Genomic DNA, 16,791 nt, shown 5'->3' with positions numbered 1-16,791 from the left:
ACTATTAATTCAAGATGAGAGGTTTTGGCAATATGTTCAGTTCAGTGATTTAATGTACAAAATTGTTAAAAAAAATTTGATGCAAAAAATCTCCAAAATGTGTAAGCACGGTTTTAGCTTGCAGCCTCAAAAGGCTTCCAGGCTTCATTACACCGGATTATTTCCGGGATGAAGGGGTTTTGAGGCATTTCTACCCAGAGGCATGGTCTGAATAGTAATTGCTTGCAGTCAGGGGAGTTAAAATCTGTTAATTCAAAAAATGCAAAGGGGCGAGATCAGATGCAGGATTTAAACTTTCGGGAAAGCTGGGCCACCAGGATTGGCTTTATCCTGGCGGCCTCGGGTTCGGCAGTGGGACTGGGCAACATCTGGCGTTTTCCCTACATGACCGGGGAACATGGCGGAGCCGCCTTTCTGGTTATCTATCTGGTGGCCATTATTCTAATCGGTTATCCGGTCATGATCAACGAGGTCATCCTGGGCCGTAAGACCAACAAAAATCCCGTGGGAGCATTCAAGGCCCTGGCCCCGAATACCCCGTGGTGGCTTGTGGGTGCTCTTGGGGTGTTTACTGGGTTCGTTATCCTTTCGTATTATTCAGTTGTGGCCGGTTGGTCCCTGGCCTACATCTACAAAGTAGTTCTGTCCGCCACAGCAGCGGAAATAGACCATGCAGAAGTATTTGTCGGCCACATCACCAGTGTCTGGGAACCCATCATATGGCAGGCCATTTTCATGATCCTGACCGTAAGCATCATTGCCGCAGGAGTAGTCAAAGGTATTCAGAAATGGGTGACCATCCTCATGCCGGCCATCCTGGTGCTTCTGGTGATCCTGATTATCCGGGCCGTTACCCTGCCTGGAGCCGGAGAGGGGCTGGCCTATTACCTGCAACCCAATTTCGGGGACGTGGGTCCCAGGACATTTCTGGGGGCTATATCTCAGGCCTTTTTTACCCTGAGCCTGGGTATGGGGGCTATAATTACCTATGGCAGTTACCTGCGGGAAAAAGACGAGATTCCGGGCAATTCAGCCTCGGTTGTGGGTCTGGATACCGGCATCGCCATTATGGCTGGCCTGGCCATATTCCCGGCGGTTTTCGCCCTGGGATTCTCCCCGGACGGTGGTCCCGGCCTGGTGTTTATCACCCTGCCTGCGGTTTTTGCCGAAATGCCTCTGGGAGTGCTTTTCGGACTGCTTTTTTTCATATTGCTGAGCATTGCCGCTTTGACCTCGGCCATATCCCTGCTGGAGGTGGTCACGGCCTGGCTTATAGATGAAAAGGGGTGGACCCGCGGCAGTGCCGCCGTTACCATGGGGATCATAATCTTTGTGGTCGGCCTGCCTACCACCCTGGGCTACAGTGTGCTGAGCGATGTGACTTTTCCCGGTCTGGGTATGGACATGCTCGATACCTATGACTGGTTTGCCAACAGCATTTTTCTGCCCCTGGGAGGTCTTTTGACCGCCATATTCGTAGGCTACATATGGGGAGCCAGAAATGCCGTTCAGGAAGGCAACAAGAACGCCGGGCTTATCTCTCTGGGCAACTGGTGGGTGCTGCTTATCCGCTACGTGGTGCCGGCACTTATCCTGGTTATAATGATTATGGGTATATACGACACCTTTTTCGGAGGTTAAGCTTATCCATAACCGGTTTCCGGGTTCCTGAACAGGAGCCCGGAAACCGTCAATCCTGAAAAGGAGCTGCTTGGAAATGTCGGAGATAGAGGCTTTTTTAGAAGACTGGCAGGAGGATCCCCGCGGGATCAAACCTGTTTTTAAATGGCTTGCCCTGGAACTGGAGGATAAAGGTGCTGAGCTTGAACTGGTGATAAGAACCGGGGTAACAGCCAGCCTGCGGGCCAAACTGCCTGAACAGTCCAATAGACCGCTTTTCTGCCTTGTGGACGTGGTGGAAGACGCAGATGGCAGGTGGCTTTCGGTGTGTTTTTATGCAGACTCAGTTAGCGATCCCGAGGAACTGGGCAATCCCGTGCCCCAGGGACTGCTGGGAGAGGACGGTTACTGCTTTGACCTGGAAGAACCTGACGCAGAATTTGAAAACTATCTGTACCCACGAATGGATGAGGCCATAGCTTTTGCCCGCATCCATGGATAATGACTTTACAACCGATAACTATTAAGTTAGACATGATAGTATACTTTTGGATTAATAGCCATTAAGCTCGGCCAAAACAGATAAACCGGAACTGATTAACATTTCAGCAACTTTACAATGCGGATACCTTTTCTTGTTCTTAAAACAGTACAGATGATTGTGAAATTATGCTCAAAAGTCCCTCGCAGTCCATCCTTTAAGCAACCCTCCAGATTGTGCTGCGATTTTACCAGACATGAAAACGCAGTCGATTTCGGGGTTGCCCGCCCAGACTTTTTTATAAATCGTACTATAATCGGCCGTATCTGCCGGTGATCCGGCACGAGCCTGGGTGCTTTTTTAAGCGTAAAAAAGTTTGACTGTTCTCTTGCCGAGCTTATTGCTGTAAAGACAATACTCCGCGCGAGACACTTTTTATATGCACTTTCAAAAAGTAGGGAAATAAAAAATTCAGAAATCAACCACGCGTCCTGCCACGCGCTTCGCGTGGTTCGCGTGGTTCGCGTGGTTCGCGAGACAAAAATGATTTTTTGCAGTCACATCTTTTCAGGGGAGGACTTAAAAAAATCAACCGGGAAAGACCCGGAAAACATGTAACAAGGTTATAGTCAATGCCCAATAAACAGCCACACTCTTCCATTGAACCGGAAATAATTATTGATCAGGTTTTAAGTATCAGCTCCAGCCAGTTTGAGGGCTGGCCTGAATCGGTGAAAAAGCTGGCCCTTGAACTGGCATATGAGCTTTTTATCATCAGGTACAATCCCTTTATCAACCCGCAGTCGGTACAAAAAAGCGTTTTTTCCAGGCTTGAAAATGAGCGCGGCGGACTTGCCCCCAAGTTTTACCGGATTATATCCCAGGGCCTGGAAAATTACTGGCATGAGTACCTTGAAGACCAGAGATTCAAGGAAAAGGTCCGTAAAAAAATCAGCAGGCATCTCTCATCAGAAAATATAGCCACCAACCCTTCAACTTTGCTTGAATGTTCCACTGATGCCACTGATCTTCGCCTGGACATGCCCATGATGGTCCTTTTCCCTGAAAATACGGCCCAGGTCCAGGCAGTGGTGCGCCTGGCCAACGAGATGGAGTTTGGCCTGGTACCCAGGGGCGGGGCAACAGGTCTCACCGGGGGAGCCATACCCTGTTCCAGGAGAACGGTGGTTCTTAACACCGGCAGGCTGAAAGCCATCATGGACATAGATCCGGAAACCATGGTGCTGACCGCCCAGTCAGGGGTGGTCACCCTGGACGCCATCAAGGCTGCCGACCGCAAAGGACTTTTGTTTACAGTGGATCCGGCTTCCAAGGCGGCCTCCTCCTTAGGGGGCAATATTTCCGAAAACGCAGGCGGTCCCTTTGCCTTTGAATACGGAACCACCCTGGACAATATTTTAAGCTACAAGATGGTCACTCCCACCGGGGATATTATCCAGGTCCGGCGCGTGAACCATCCCCGGCACAAGATTCTGTCCCATGAAACAGTGACTTTTGAAGTATTGGATGAACAGGGCGAGTTGATCAAGACCATCAATCTTACCGGAGATGATATCCGCACGCCGGGACTGGGCAAGGACGTTACCAACAAATTCCTGGGGGGACTTCCTGGAATTCAGAAGGAAGGCGTGGACGGTCTGATTACCGAGGCCAGTTTTACCCTGTACCCCCAGCTTGCTCATTACCGGGTGCTGTGCCTGGAATTTTACGGGCACAGCATGCACAACGCCATGCAGGTGATAAAAGAGATCGTGGCCCTGCGCGACGAGATCAGGAAAAGCGGGGACAAGGTCAAAATCTCTGCCCTGGAAGAATTCGGGACCAAGTATGTCCAGGCCATTGAATACCAAAAAAAATCGTCCACTTACGAGGGGGAGCCCATATCCGTACTCATACTGCAGCTGGATTCGGATGACGCCGGTGCCCTGGAAGATGCCGTGCAGAAGGTGGTTGATCTTGTCTCCCCGTACGACCAGGTGGATGTATTCGTGGCCAGTGATGACAAAGAGGCCGAGGAGTTCTGGGAGGACCGCCACCGCCTTTCGGCCATAACCAAGCATACCAGCGGGTTTAAAATAAACGAGGACGTGGTCATTCCTCTGGATGTGATTCCGGAGTTTGCGGATTTTCTCGAAAATCTGAACCTGTACTACCTGGCCCTGGCCTACCGCAAGGCCCTGAACAGGGTCCTGGATTTGCCCGGGGTGAGTATTGATGATGAATATATCCTCATGGAACTGCAGGTGGCCTCGAATATCCTGAAGCAGCAAATGACCAAGGAGGCACTGCCGGAACAGATTTTCGAGCTGCAGATTGTGTTTTTCTTTCAGGACCTTAAAAGCCGGTATCCCGAACACAGGGACATGCTTGAGGATATTCTTCAGGATCTTTTACGCAGCAGGGTGATAATAGCCAACCATATGCACGCCGGGGACGGCAATTGCCATGTAAACCTCCCGGTTAATTCCAATGACCCGGAAATGATGCGTCTGGCCGAGGCTGCTGCAGGTAAAGTTTTTGACGAGGTGCTCCGGCTCAACGGACAGGTCTCTGGAGAGCACGGCATCGGTTTGACCAAAATCAAATACCTTTCCCGGGACAAAATCGAAGCCCTGAAAGTTTACAAGGAAGAGGTGGATCCAAGAAACATCTTCAACCCCCAGAAGCTGGTACAGAGAAAACTCATTTCAGTTCCGTACACCTTTTCTTTCAATCAGCTTATAGAGGACCTGCGCAGGGCGGGGCTTGACGAGAGCGATCTACTCATAAACCTTTTGAAAAGCATTCAGAACTGTTCGCACTGCGGCAAATGCAAACAGGCCTGCCCCATGTTCATTCCCCAGAAAGGCAAACTGTACCACCCCAGAAACAAGAATATCTCACTGGCCGGTCTTATCGAAGCCCTGTATTATTCCATGCTGGTACATGGTGATCCGGACCCGGATGTTTTAAGGGAGCTTAGAACCATTGTGGAGCATTGCACCGCCTGCGGACGCTGTACAAAAATCTGTCCGGTAAAAATCAAGGGAGGTAAAGTATCCCTGGAAGCAAGAAATTATCTCAAGGACAGAAAAGTTTCCGGACACGCCATAAAGGACAGGCTTCTTGATTACGCTTCCAGCGATCCTTCCAGGCAGATTCCCAGGATGGCCAAGGCGGCGGCTGTGGGACAGAGATTTCAAAACGCCCTGGTGGGCATGATGCCGGCTTTCTGGCGAAAAAGAGCTAAAAGCCCGGTTTTTCAATCCAGGGCTCCGGCCATGGAGTACCGTAATCTTTCGGAAATTCTGGATCTTTCCAGGCAAAATCTTTTTGTTTCCGAAAAGAGCGACAGTTCCAGGGCACTGCTGTATTTCCCTGGTTGCGGGGCAGGGATTTTCTATCCTTCCATCGGGCTTGCCGGAATGGCTTTGCTCCTTGAAACCGGTGTAAACATTGTTCTGCCCAGGACCCATTTGTGCTGCGGCTATCCTCTTCTGGCATCGGGCGACGAGGAGGGCATGCGCAAGATGGAGAGGCAGAATGTTCAGCTTTTAAACCGCCTCATATCCGATTTTCAGTGGCAGGGCCTGGAATTCACTCATATACTTACCTCTTGCGGCACGTGCCGGGAAGGCATTGAGGGGTATCGGATGCGGGGCAATGGATCACATCTGAAGCATCAGGATGTTATGCAGTACCTGCTGGAGAACCTGGAGATGTCTTCCGCCACGGAACCGGCACAGGTTTTGTACCATCATTCCTGTCACGTGGAATGGGAGGACATCAATCCTTTGAAAGCCGGGGAGATTTACGCCCAGAAGTTCAGGGAAGGCTTGAACCTCGATGTGCAGATGAGCCCTGGATGCTGCGGTGAAAGCGGGCTCGGGGCCATGAGTTCTCCCAGGGTGTTCAACCCTGTACGGCAGCAGAAAGTTCAGAACCTCGGGGAGCAGTTGTCCGGAGTAGACTCAAGAGTACCCTTGCTGGTAGGCTGCCCCTCGTGTAAGATAGGCATTGGAAGGTGCATGGAGATGCTGGGTGAAAAGCGCAGGGTTCTGCATACGGCTGAGTATGCTGCAGAAAGGCTTCTGGGAAACACCTGGAGAAAGGACTTTTTGCAGAGGATGAAAAAAGCCGAAAGGGATGACAACATGCTCCTGGTAAAGGCGGGATAGCATGAACCACTTATGAAGTATCTGGGAATAGATTTCGGCATAAAAAGAGTCGGCCTGGCTGTAAGCGATGAAAAGGGAAAAATGGTCTTTCCCCTGAAAACCATCCATCGCAGCACCCGGGAGAATCTTTTTCTTGAACTTCTGAATATAATCCAGGAAAGGGGGATAGAGGCCATAGTGCTGGGCCTGCCCCTGGGGCCTGACGGAGAAAAAAGCCTTACCTGCAGGCAGGCCGAAAATTTCATGCAGAGCCTGGACAGGCGTACCGATCTGCCGATATATACCGTTAACGAAGCCTATACTTCCATGGAGGCGGAAGACATTCTGAACAGATGCGGCATCAGGGTTGAAAAACAAAAAGAAAGCCTGGACCAGGCAGCAGCCGTTATTATCCTGGAGTCTTTCCTGGCAGGTATTCCCTTGAGGGAGGGTTGAAATGAACGCCAAAAGAGTACTGCTGTATCTTTTTTTGCTCCTTGTGCTGGGTACTGGACTCAGCGCATGGTACTTTCATCACCTGGTGCACTCCCCCCAGAGCCCGGAGAGCAGCAAGGAAATTGTGCGCATAAGTCCCGGGCAGAGCTTTAAGAGCATTGCTTATCATCTTGAGTCCATGGGGCTCATCGATAATGCCACAGTAATGTACTACTGGGGATGGCTGCAGGGCAAGGCTACAAAAGTCCAGGCAGGACATTTCCAGGTGGATGCTCAGTGGTCCATGCAGGAAATGCTGGAGCACCTGAGTACCGGCAGGGAACAACTGCTCCGCCTGCAGATACCCGAGGGAGCCGCCTGGTGGGATGTGGCCCGGATACTGGAAAAAAGAGAGCTTGCATCCTTTGAGGAGTTTCAAGGGGTGGTCAAGGATAAGGATTTTCTGGAGGAGATGGGCATCCATGCTTCCAGCGCCGAAGGCTTTTTGTATCCAGAAACCTACTATATCTCTCCCAGCAGGGATGTGGGTGCTGAAAAGCTGGCCCGCATAATGATCAATCAGTTCTGGAAGTCCACCAGTGATCTATGGGGGGAAATGTCTTTTGACGAGATCTACGACATGGTGAATAAGGCTTCCCTCATTGAAAAGGAAACCGGGATCGCCCCGGAGCGCCGTAAAATTTCAGGCGTTTTTCACAACCGCCTCGAGAGCAACATGCTTCTGCAATGCGACCCCACCATAATCTACGGCCTGGGGGAAGATTTTGAAGGCAGGCTCAGGCGCAGGCATCTGGATGACAGGGACAATCCTTACAATACTTATCATCACCGGGGTTTTCCCCCGACCCCCATCTGTTCACCCGGCAGAGCATCCATTGAGGCTGCCCTGGATCCACAGGAACATGGGTATTACTATTTTGTTTCCAGAAACGACGGAACCCACCACTTCAGCAAAACCCTGCAGGAACATAACCGGGCTGTCTACCGCTATCAGATCATGGTCCGGTGACTTGGTCCGGTAAATGTAACCATTCAGGGGAACCTCGGTGGTGACTGATGGCACAAGGCCAGGGGACTGTCCCGCACTTATTTTTCCAATGCCAACAGCTGAAAATGGTTCTTCAAAAAATAAGTGCGGGACTGTCCCCCTGGCCGGTATCTGCCCTCTGAATGGTTACGGTAAAGGGGCTTCGCCCGCAACCAGGTTGATTGTTAAGTGGGGCAGGGCAGTTAATTCAGGCTTTTTTCTTTAACCATTAACTGACAACAATTGTTCAATTCCCGGGAGCACAGGAAGCTCCCGGGAAAACACCGGCATTTTTTCAGAACTATTTTTTAAGAATCTGTTTAACTTTTTCCATCAGTTCAGTGAGGTCAACGGATTTGACCACATAGTGGTCCGCAGCGATGGATTTGAGGTCGTGCTGGAAACTGTCATAAGCCGTGCAGAGGATAACCGGCAGGCTCTGATCTCTGGATCTTATTTCCTGCAGAAGGTCAAGACCTGATTTGTCCTGGCCCAGCTTGATGTCCAGGACCACCAGGTCCGGGTTTTCCTGGTCCAGAAGAGAAAGTATGGGCTCGCTGCCATCCGAGGTGACCACATTGTACCCGCTGTTCTCGAATTCTTCCTGGTAAAGCATGCGGATGTGCAGTTCATCATCCACCACCAAAATCTTCTTGCTCATATGAAACTCCTTTAACAAAAAACTGATCTTGTTTTTTCCGGGGTATTTGCCCCAGGCTTCTTCGCTGTAAAACAACCACCACTGGATTCGGTGGGTGTGAATGGACTGACTGTATTAGATTTTTTAAAAAAATAAAAGGGTATTAACATGCAAATCCTTATCGAGCCCGAAAACCAATGGGCGGATATTGACAGGGCAACCACTGTATTAAACCTGTTAAAAAAACTCGAGCTAAGGCCCAACCAGGCCATTGTCATCCGTAATGGCGAGCTTCTGACTCCGGACAGACAGATAGACCCGGAAGACAGTATTACAGTCAGAAAAACAGCTTCCAGAGGTTGATCCATGAAATGCACAAGATGCAAAAAAATTGCTGCAGTAGCTCTGCCCAGCCACAACGCCGGATTCTGCCCGGAGTGTTTCAAGGTGTTTTTTTCCAGGCAGGTGGAAAAGGCCATCAAAGAAAGAACGCTTTTCAGCAAAGAAGACAGGATACTCATCGCACTGAGCGGAGGCAAGGATTCTCTGGCCCTGGCCAGGGAGCTGCATCTTCTGGGCTACAACACGGCCGGACTGTATATAGATCTGGCTATTCCCGGATCTTCGGAAACAGCCAGGGATCACGTGGAAAGATTCTGCCGTGATCTTGGGATCTCACTGCACGTGCTGGAAATGGAAAAGGAGGGGATGCCCATCCCTGAGGTACGCAAAAAGTTCAACAGGCCTGTATGTTCCGTATGCGGGCGTATTAAAAGATACTATTTCAACAGGTTCGCCCTGGACAACGGCTTCAGTGTCCTGGCAACAGGGCATAACCTCGATGATGAGGCGGCCAGGCTTTTTTCCAATGTCATGCGCTGGGACGTTTCCTACCTGGGCTCCCAGGGACCGGATCTGCCTGCGGAGCAGGGCTTTGTGCGCAAGGTCAAACCCCTTTACCGGCTCAGTGAATTCGAAACCGCCAACTACAGTTTCCTGGCAGGAATAGATTATTGTTATGCCCCATGTCCTTACAGCAAGGGGGCCAGTTTTACCTATTACAAGTACTTGCTGGACGAACTGGAACATGAGCAGCCCGGGCGCAAGATCAGCTTTTACGAGGGTTTTTTGAACCGGGGCAGGCAGGCATTTGACCATATCGACCAGGAGGGGGGAGAAAAGCCCGGACCGTGTCCCAGGTGCGGCTACCCCACCACCGGGGATATCTGCGGGGTATGCCGCATCAGGGAGGTTATGCACCGGTAAACAGCCGCTGAAGCACATACCGGTCTTAGAGACTTATTCCTGAAACCCTGCTACAAAAAACAAGAAAAATTTGAGCCATGGCGCTGGATTTTTCCGCCTTTGTCCGGGTCGGGGTCGGTATCGGAATCGGTATCGAAAATACCGGGCAGCTTTTTACATGACTGTGCCTACCGGATTTGATTCTGACTTCGACCCCGATACCGATACCGACCCCGATGATAAGCGTAAGCATAGACAGTAAATGGTCAGGGGTAACTTTTTCGCTTGGGTTGCGGGCATGGCCCGCATTACAGACAGTGGATATTTGCGGAGCAGTGCGCCTTCAGGCCACTTTTTCCCGGACATAGTTGATGAGTCCGCCTTTGGCCAGGATATCGGCCATGAACTCAGGAACTGGAAGGCTGTTTACAGTGTCCCCTGTAGTATGGTTGATAATCTTGCCTTCCAGGGCCTTTATTTCCAGCTCATCACCATCGCTTAGCCTGCTTATTTCATCGCCCACCTCCAGCAGGACCAGGCCCATGTTGAAGCCGTTGCGGTAAAATATGCGGGCGAAACTGTGGGCTACGACCACGGGAATCCCTGCCCCGAGTATGGCTATGGGGGCGTGCTCCCGGGAAGAGCCGCAGCCGAAGTTTTTGCCCCCCAGCAGAATATCCCCCTTGTTTATCCGGCTGACCCAGTTTTCTTCCAGGCCGGCCATGCAGTTCCGGCCCAGTTCTTGCGGATCAGTGGTCACCAGGCACCTGGCCGGGATTATGGCGTCGGTATCTATATGGTCTCCTACCTTGTGCGCTTTGCCTTTGAAATGCATATCTTTGCTCCTGCAGAATGATTAAACCCGCGCGGGGTGAATGATGCGCCCGGCTACAGCTGTAGACGCGGCCACGTAGGGTGAGCCCAGGTAGACTTTGCTTTCCAGGCTGCCCATGCGGCCCTTGAAATTGCGGTTGGTGGTGGCCAGGCAGGTTTCTCCCGAGGCCAGAATACCCATGTGCCCGCCCAGGCAGGGACCACAGGTGGGAGGTCCTATTATTCCCCCGGCTTTTAAAAATATTTCCAGCAGGCCCTCTTCCAGGGCCTGGGCATATATTTTAGGAGTAGCCGGCAGGACGATAAAGCGAACGTTTTTGTTCACTTTACGATCCTTCAATATGTGTGCGGCCTGCCTTAGATCCGAGATGCGGCCGTTGGTGCATGATCCCAGAACCACCTGGTCCACTTTTATCTCTTCCAGGTCGTCCACCCCGGTTACATTGTCCGGCAGGTGCGGACAGGCGATCTGTGGGGGCATGCCGCTGACCTGCATATCCACCTGCATGCAGTATCCGGCCTGCCCGTCAGGTTCAAGGAGATGGTCGCCCAGGCGGCCATGCTCCCGGCAGTAGTCCAGGGTGACCTGGTCCACGGGAAAGAGCCCGGCTTTGCCCCCGGCTTCAATGGCCATGTTGGCCATGGTCATTCTGGCTTCAGCGTCCAGCTCCGGCAGGGTATCACCAGCGAATTCCAGGGCCCGGTACAGGGCTCCATCCACTTTGATGCGTCCTATGAGATTCAGAATGAGGTCCTTGGATGTAGTAAATTCATCCAGGCTTCCGTTCATGTTCACCCTTATGGTTTCCGGGACCTTGAACCATGTCTCCCCCAGAGCCATGGCCGCAGCGATATCGGTGCTGCCCATGCCCGTGGCGAAGGCCCCCAGGCCGCCGTAGGTGCAGGTGTGGCTGTCAGCCCCCACCACCACATCTCCCGGTCCCACCAGTCCCAGTTCTGGCAGCAGGGCGTGCTCCACCCCGACGTTGCCGCCTTCGTAGTAATGGGTGATGTTCATTTCCCGGGCGAAACGGCGTACTTTCTGCACCTGCTCGGCAGAGGCGATGTCCTTGTTGGGGGTGAAATGATCGCAGACCAGGGCTATCTTGTCCGCATCGAATACTCTTGGCGCCTGCATCTTGCGGAAAGAATCCACCGCCAAGGGGGCGGTTATGTCGTTGGCCAGGACCAGACTTACCCGGCAGGGTATTATCTGCCCGGGTTTTTTTATCTCCTCTGGACTATGCTTCTGCAGAATTTTTTCGGCCAGGTTTTTTCCCACGTCTCCTCTCCTTATCTATCTCGATTGTATATTGATCAGGGAATGTTGCGGCTCTGTTCCGCCTTGGGATCGGTTTCCTTTTTGGCCAGCCGATTCAGGGCGTTAATGTATGCCTTGGCGCTGGCGACAATAACGTCAGGGTCGGCCGCTCTGCCCACCGAGGTGACACTGTTTTCTTCCAGCTTCACCGTGACTTCGCCCTGGGCATCAGCGCCGCCGGTAATGGCGCTTACTGAATAGCGAAGCAGAGTGGGGTTGCGCTGCACAAGACGGTCGATGGTGTTGAAGACCGCATCAATGGCTCCCACACCGAAGTCGGAAAGCTGTTTTTCCTCGCCCAGCACTTCCATCTTCATGGCTGCAGTGGGGATGGCCATGTTGCCGGAAATGGAACTCAGGTAGATGAGCTTGAACTTGTCCGGGATGCGGTAGACCTCTTCCAGGACAATGGCCTCCACGTCCTCCATGTACAGCTTTTTCTTCTTGTCCGCCAGGGATTTGACCACTTCCGACACCTGGGTCAACTGATCCCTGGTCAGGCGGTATCCCAGTTCTTCCAGCTTCTGGTTCAGAGCGTGCCTGCCGGAATGTTTGCCTATGACTATATCGCTGCCGGCCTTGCCTATGCTGGCCGGGGTCATGATCTCGTAGGTCTCACGGTTCTTGAGCATTCCGGCCTGGTGGATGCCGGACTCGTGAGCGAAGGCATTGCCGCCGATAATGGGTTTGTAGGGCGGTATGGGCTGGCCTATGATCATGGACAGCAGCCGGCAGGAGGGATAGATCTGCTCGGTGTTTATGCCTGTTTCCAGGTTGTAGAAACCTTTGCGTACGTTAAGGGCCATGACCAGTTCTTCCAGGGCCGCGTTGCCGGCGCGTTCCCCGATGCCGCTCAGGGTTACTTCCGCCTGCCTGGCCCCTGCTTTGCATGCGGCCAGGGTATTGGCCACTCCCAGGCCCAGGTCGTTGTGGCAGTGCACACTGAATATGGCCCGTTCACTTTCTTTTACGTTGGTCAGAAGATAGTCGATGAGTTCGGCATATTCCTGGGGCTGGGCATAACCTACGGTGTCCGGGATATTTATCACTTTGGCCCCGGCGTCTATGGCGGTTTGCACCACCTGCACAAGAAACGCGGGATCGGAGCGGGAGGCATCCTCGGCCGAAAATTCCACGCTTGGACAGAGACTTCCGGCATAGGTCACCGCTTCGTGGGCGATCTCCAGGACCTGATCCCTGGTTTTGTCCAGCTTGTATTTCATGTGAATATCCGATGTAGCCAGAAAGGTATGCAGCCTTGGCTGGGCAGCGTGTTTTACCGCTTCCCAGGCCTTGTCCATGTCCTCTTTGACCGCACGGCAAAGACCGGCCACCTGGCAGTCCTTCACCGCGGCTGCAATTTCGGCCACAGCCTCCTGGTCCCCGGTGCTGGCAGCGGGGAATCCGGCCTCTATGACGTCCACTCCCAGGCGTTCCAGCTGTCTGGCCAGACGTATCTTTTCCCCGGCGTTCATGGTGGCCCCGGGTGACTGTTCTCCGTCGCGCAAAGTGGTATCGAAAATATAGATTCTATCAGACATATCCATCTCCTGGCTTATTTTTTTGTAATCACAGTAAAAGCAGATACTGGGTATACTGACCAGTTACAAAGCCTGACACTTTTATACTAATCCGGCGTAAAAGTCCATGAGCAACAAAGCAGATGAGCTATTCCAGACGTACGCATTGCTCTGCAGGTTTATCCTGTACGGATGCGGAAAGTATCCCTCAAGGATTGATTATGAGAAAAAATGGTTTTTACGGGAACTCCTTGCGGGGCTCCCGTAGGTGAGCGGGCTTGCGCAGGGGCAGGTAGAGATAGGTGTACAGTATACCTGAAATTATATAGGTCATAAAGACAATGAAAATAATCAGTTTGGGTTCCGAGGCCACCAGCACGAAAAGCATGATGGCGGTTACAGTGGAGGAAAACGGGTGCAGGCGGACCATTTCCAGTTCTTTGAAAGAAGCGTACTTGACCTTGCTGATCATGAGCAGGCTGAGGACAAAGGCCAGGGCCAGGGTAAAGGTCGGCAGTATGTGGACCAGGATCACCTCCGGCAGATAGGTACTGAAAAGGATAAGCGCAGCCAGGGTACAGGCGGCAGCCGGGATGGGCAGGCCCACGAAAAATTTCTTGGGCAAATTTTTGGTCTGCAGGTTGAACCTGGCCAGACGCAGGGCTCCACAGGCCATGAATAGAAAAGGCACTACAAGGCCCACCTGGCCGAAGTTGTGCGTCTGCCACAAGTAGATGGTAACAGCCGGACATACTCCGAAGGAAACCAGGTCTGACAGGGAATCGAACTGGATGCCGAAGTCCGAGGCTGATTTGGTGAGCCTGGCGATTTTGCCGTCCAGCCCGTCAAATATGCAGGCGGCCAGGATGGCCAGGGCACTCAGTTCAAACCTGCCTTCAATGGCCCAGAGTATCCCCAGAAACCCTGCGAAAAGGGCCGCAGTGGTCAGAAGGTTGGGCAGGATGTAAAATCCTTTATGTTTTGGTCCGGTTGTATTCTGAGTCATGTGCTTCCAGACGCTGAATCGGTTTTGCGGGCGATTATGCTTTGTCCGGCAATGGTTTTTTCGCCTACGCTTACTTTACTTTCATACCCCTGCGGCAGGTAAAGGTCAACCCTGGAGCCCAGTTTTATCAGGCCGAATCTTTGTCCCCTGGACAGCTTGTCTCCTGTTTCAGCATAGCACACTATCCTTCTGGCCAGAAGACCGGCTATCTGAACCATGGTCCATCCCCGGCGGTCTTCATCCTCAAAGTGCAGGGCGCATCTTTCATTATCCAGGGAGGCTTTGTCCAGGGAGGCGTTGATAAACTTTCCGGGCTGGTAGTTTATGGCCTGGACCGTACCTGTCAGGGGAAACCTGTTTACATGGACGTTGAAGACGTTCATGAAGATGCATATGGCGGTTCTTTGTTCTCCTGTAAAAGGATCCTGCATGGTCTCAACCTTGACCACCCTGCCGTCTGCAGGAGCCACTGCAACACCGGGTGCGTCCGGGGTCACCCTTTCCGGGTCCCGGAAGAAATTAAGAGCGAAAAAAGAGGCCACCAAGCCGATGATGGAAAAAAAGGCCCAGCCAAGCAGGGAGAAGACCAGGGTGACCAGCACAGTCAGGGAGATGATGTTCAATCCTTCGGGGCGGATGTGAAAGTGAGGTTTTTGCATGTCAGTGACTTACTCCTGAAACCTTGTCATAAAAAAAGAAAAATTTGTGCTATGGCGCTGGAATTTTCCACTCTTGTCGGGGTCGGTGTCGGTATCGGAATCGGTATCGAAAATACCGGGCAGCTTTTTACATGACTTTGCCTACCGGATTTGATTCAGACTTCGACCCCGATCCCGATCCCGATACCGATGATAAGCGAAAGAATAGACAGTTAAGTGGCCAAGGGTAAATTTTTCGCTTGGGTTGCGGGCATAGCCTGCTTTAGATTTTTTTAGGGTTTAAAGCCCGTATTCCTCTGCTTTAATGGTTCTTTGCAGGTGCAGGGTCCGGTCTTCCATTTCCGGGCCGTGCTCAAAGCCGGCCAGGTGTTCAATGCCGTGGGCCAGCAGGCGGACAAAATGCTCAAATATGGGCTGGCTATAAAGGATTGACTCGCGTATTACAGCCTGGGCACTGATAAAGACCTCTCCCAGAAATCCCGATTCATGCCTGGATTCTTCCTCAAAGGCCAGGACATTCGTGGGGCCGGGGCAGAAGAGAAAGGCCGAGTTCAGATGCTGCATGCGGGAGTCGTCGGTGATAACCAGGTTTAGTGATGATTCCCGGCAGTCCAGATTTTCCAGTATCCTCCGGATTATGTCCCGGACTTCCCTGCGGCTAAGGCACAGGACCGGGACAAGAGGGGCGCTTAATTCCACGTTTATTTTCAAAGGCAAGCTCCTTCCGGGCGCTGTGAATGCAACTTACTCATCATGTTCTGATTTTCTTCCTTCTTCCTTTTTTTCCAGGCGGGCCTGATCAAAACGCTCATAGGCCTTGATTATCCTGGCTACCAGGCTGTGGCGGATGACATCATGTTCATTGAAGTAGATGAATTTGATGCCTTCTTCTCCCTTGAGTACATCCCGGGACTGAATAAGCCCGGATACAGCGGCTCCCGGCAGATCCACCTGGGTGATGTCCCCGGTTATAACTGCCTTGGAACCAAGTCCCATGCGGGTAAGAAACATTTTCATCTGTTCCGGGGTTGTGTTCTGGGCCTCATCAAGGATGATAAAGGATTCGTTCAGGGTCCGCCCGCGCATGAAGGCCAGGGGGGCCACCTCGATCATTCCGCTCTCCAGAAGTTCCTGGACCTTGTTGAATTCCAGCATGTCGTGCAGGGCATCATACAGAGGGCGCAGGTAGGGATTGACTTTTTCCAGCATATCCCCCGGGAGAAATCCCAGTTTTTCCCCGGCCTCCACAGCCGGTCTGGCCAGGATTATCCGTTTGACCACCCTCTGCATGAGGTAGGATATGGCCACAGCCACGGCCAGGTAGGTCTTGCCCGTGCCGGCCGGGCCTATTCCGAAAACCAGGTCTTTTTCCTTTATGGCCTGCAGGTAGGCCCTCTGGGTGGAACTTCTGGGGGCTATGGTCTTCTTGCTGGAAACAACAAAGACTTCCTTCTTGAATATTTTTTTCAGGTCCGCCTTTATGTCCTGCCTGAGGATCCTTAGAGCCGCCTCCACATCCTCGGGGTAGACCTTGTAGCCGGATTCGATAAGGGCGTAGAGCTGAAGCAGGCTGCTTCTGGCCAGTTCCAGGTCGCCCTGGTCCTTTGCTGTCAGAGTCATGGAGCCCCCGCGGCTTTCTATCTGCACCCCGGTCTGCTGATGAATCGTCTCCAGGTTGCGGCCCTGGGGGCCGCACAGCTCCTGAACGTAGGCGGAATTGCTGAATTGCAGCTGATCTGTGTTGTTTTCAGGCATTTTGCTTCCAGTTTTGTTTCATTGCGTAATATTTTATGCCCTGCCGGGCAAAACCAGTTTTTTTGATGTT

The 16,791-nt window shown here is 52.2% G+C and carries 15 protein-coding genes; 7 read left to right on the top strand and 8 right to left on the bottom strand.

Annotated elements, in window-relative coordinates; genetic code table 11:
* The first annotated feature begins 279 nt into the window (after nt 1-279).
* The 5 genes from DTHIO_RS13915 (at nt 280) to mltG (ending at nt 7,723) form a co-directional block, all read left to right on the top strand.
* Nucleotides 280-1,641: a sodium-dependent transporter gene (locus DTHIO_RS13915; RefSeq protein ID WP_008870900.1), complete on the top strand. Its 1,362-nt coding sequence runs from the start codon at nt 280-282 to the stop codon at nt 1,639-1,641.
* 76 nt (nt 1,642-1,717) lie between these two features.
* Entirely contained in the window at nt 1,718-2,122 is a 405-nt protein-coding gene (locus tag DTHIO_RS13910; RefSeq protein ID WP_008870899.1) for a hypothetical protein, read from the top strand.
* Nucleotides 2,123-2,733: 611 nt separating this feature from the next.
* Nucleotides 2,734-6,279: an FAD-binding and (Fe-S)-binding domain-containing protein gene (locus tag DTHIO_RS13905; RefSeq protein WP_008870898.1), complete on the top strand. Its 3,546-nt coding sequence runs from the start codon at nt 2,734-2,736 to the stop codon at nt 6,277-6,279.
* A 12-nt stretch (nt 6,280-6,291) separates the two neighbouring features.
* On the top strand, nt 6,292-6,714 hold the full coding sequence (ruvX, locus tag DTHIO_RS13900; RefSeq protein ID WP_008870897.1) for a Holliday junction resolvase RuvX: 423 nt from the start codon (nt 6,292-6,294) through the stop codon (nt 6,712-6,714).
* A 1-nt stretch (nt 6,715) separates the two neighbouring features.
* Nucleotides 6,716-7,723 carry an endolytic transglycosylase MltG gene (mltG, locus tag DTHIO_RS13895; RefSeq protein ID WP_008870896.1) on the top strand — a complete coding sequence of 336 codons (1,008 nt, stop codon included), beginning with the start codon at nt 6,716-6,718 and terminating at the stop codon, nt 7,721-7,723.
* 319 nt (nt 7,724-8,042) lie between these two features.
* On the opposite strand, the gene DTHIO_RS13890 is transcribed toward mltG, so the two are convergent.
* Nucleotides 8,043-8,402, bottom strand: a complete 360-nt coding sequence (locus DTHIO_RS13890; protein ID WP_008870895.1) for a response regulator — start codon at nt 8,400-8,402, stop codon at nt 8,043-8,045.
* A 147-nt stretch (nt 8,403-8,549) separates the two neighbouring features.
* On the opposite strand from DTHIO_RS13890, the gene DTHIO_RS13885 reads away from it, so the two are divergent.
* Together DTHIO_RS13885 and DTHIO_RS13880 are read left to right on the top strand one after the other, a co-directional pair.
* Nucleotides 8,550-8,744 carry a ubiquitin family protein gene (locus tag DTHIO_RS13885; protein ID WP_008870894.1) on the top strand — a complete coding sequence of 65 codons (195 nt, stop codon included), beginning with the start codon at nt 8,550-8,552 and terminating at the stop codon, nt 8,742-8,744.
* A 3-nt stretch (nt 8,745-8,747) separates the two neighbouring features.
* A complete protein-coding gene (locus DTHIO_RS13880; protein ID WP_008870893.1) occupies nt 8,748-9,647 on the top strand; it encodes a PP-loop family protein in 900 nt (299 codons plus the stop codon).
* 322 nt (nt 9,648-9,969) lie between these two features.
* Here DTHIO_RS13880 and DTHIO_RS13875 read toward each other — a convergent pair whose 3' ends face one another.
* The 7 genes from DTHIO_RS13875 to DTHIO_RS13845 all read right to left on the bottom strand — a co-directional run bounded on the left by DTHIO_RS13875 (nt 9,970) and on the right by DTHIO_RS13845 (nt 16,721).
* Nucleotides 9,970-10,461: a 3-isopropylmalate dehydratase small subunit gene (locus DTHIO_RS13875; RefSeq protein ID WP_008870892.1), complete on the bottom strand. Its 492-nt coding sequence runs from the start codon at nt 10,459-10,461 to the stop codon at nt 9,970-9,972.
* Between the two features lie 21 nt (nt 10,462-10,482).
* Nucleotides 10,483-11,742, bottom strand: a complete 1,260-nt coding sequence (leuC, locus tag DTHIO_RS13870) for a 3-isopropylmalate dehydratase large subunit (protein WP_008870891.1) — start codon at nt 11,740-11,742, stop codon at nt 10,483-10,485.
* Nucleotides 11,743-11,777: 35 nt separating this feature from the next.
* A complete protein-coding gene (locus tag DTHIO_RS13865; RefSeq protein ID WP_279614631.1) occupies nt 11,778-13,340 on the bottom strand; it encodes a 2-isopropylmalate synthase in 1,563 nt (520 codons plus the stop codon).
* A 199-nt stretch (nt 13,341-13,539) separates the two neighbouring features.
* On the bottom strand, nt 13,540-14,307 hold the full coding sequence (pssA, locus tag DTHIO_RS13860; RefSeq protein WP_008870889.1) for a CDP-diacylglycerol--serine O-phosphatidyltransferase: 768 nt from the start codon (nt 14,305-14,307) through the stop codon (nt 13,540-13,542).
* Complete coding sequence (locus DTHIO_RS13855) at nt 14,304-14,966, bottom strand: phosphatidylserine decarboxylase family protein (RefSeq protein WP_008870888.1); 663 nt, start codon at nt 14,964-14,966, stop codon at nt 14,304-14,306. The genes pssA and DTHIO_RS13855 overlap by 4 nt, the downstream gene beginning before the upstream one ends.
* A 279-nt stretch (nt 14,967-15,245) precedes the next feature.
* Nucleotides 15,246-15,677 (bottom strand): rRNA maturation RNase YbeY, encoded by a 432-nt coding sequence (gene ybeY, locus DTHIO_RS13850; protein ID WP_008870887.1) that lies wholly within the window; start codon nt 15,675-15,677, stop codon nt 15,246-15,248.
* Nucleotides 15,678-15,710: 33 nt separating this feature from the next.
* Nucleotides 15,711-16,721 (bottom strand): PhoH family protein, encoded by a 1,011-nt coding sequence (locus DTHIO_RS13845; protein WP_008870886.1) that lies wholly within the window; start codon nt 16,719-16,721, stop codon nt 15,711-15,713.
* Nucleotides 16,722-16,791: the final 70 nt, after the last annotated feature.

Origin of the sequence: Desulfonatronospira thiodismutans ASO3-1 (genome assembly GCF_000174435.1) — a bacterium.
GTDB lineage: Bacteria > Desulfobacterota > Desulfovibrionia > Desulfovibrionales > Desulfonatronovibrionaceae > Desulfonatronospira > Desulfonatronospira thiodismutans.
Note: the sequence above shows the minus strand (reverse complement) of the source record. Positions and strands in the feature narration are given on the sequence as shown.

Excerpts from the sequence above, each read along its gene's own strand:
- DTHIO_RS13915 (WP_008870900.1), top strand. The coding sequence starts at position 280 with ATGCAGGATTTAAACTTTCGGGAAAGCTGGGCCACCAGGATTGGCTTT.
- DTHIO_RS13910 (WP_008870899.1), top strand. The coding sequence starts at position 1,718 with ATGTCGGAGATAGAGGCTTTTTTAGAAGACTGGCAGGAGGATCCCCGC.
- DTHIO_RS13905 (WP_008870898.1), top strand. The coding sequence starts at position 2,734 with ATGCCCAATAAACAGCCACACTCTTCCATTGAACCGGAAATAATTATT.
- ruvX (WP_008870897.1), top strand. The coding sequence starts at position 6,292 with ATGAAGTATCTGGGAATAGATTTCGGCATAAAAAGAGTCGGCCTGGCT.
- mltG (WP_008870896.1), top strand. The coding sequence starts at position 6,716 with ATGAACGCCAAAAGAGTACTGCTGTATCTTTTTTTGCTCCTTGTGCTG.
- DTHIO_RS13890 (WP_008870895.1), bottom strand. The coding sequence starts at position 8,402 with ATGAGCAAGAAGATTTTGGTGGTGGATGATGAACTGCACATCCGCATG.
- DTHIO_RS13885 (WP_008870894.1), top strand. The coding sequence starts at position 8,550 with ATGCAAATCCTTATCGAGCCCGAAAACCAATGGGCGGATATTGACAGG.
- DTHIO_RS13880 (WP_008870893.1), top strand. The coding sequence starts at position 8,748 with ATGAAATGCACAAGATGCAAAAAAATTGCTGCAGTAGCTCTGCCCAGC.
- DTHIO_RS13875 (WP_008870892.1), bottom strand. The coding sequence starts at position 10,461 with ATGCATTTCAAAGGCAAAGCGCACAAGGTAGGAGACCATATAGATACC.
- pssA (WP_008870889.1), bottom strand. The coding sequence starts at position 14,307 with ATGACTCAGAATACAACCGGACCAAAACATAAAGGATTTTACATCCTG.
- DTHIO_RS13855 (WP_008870888.1), bottom strand. The coding sequence starts at position 14,966 with ATGCAAAAACCTCACTTTCACATCCGCCCCGAAGGATTGAACATCATC.
- DTHIO_RS13845 (WP_008870886.1), bottom strand. The coding sequence starts at position 16,721 with ATGCCTGAAAACAACACAGATCAGCTGCAATTCAGCAATTCCGCCTAC.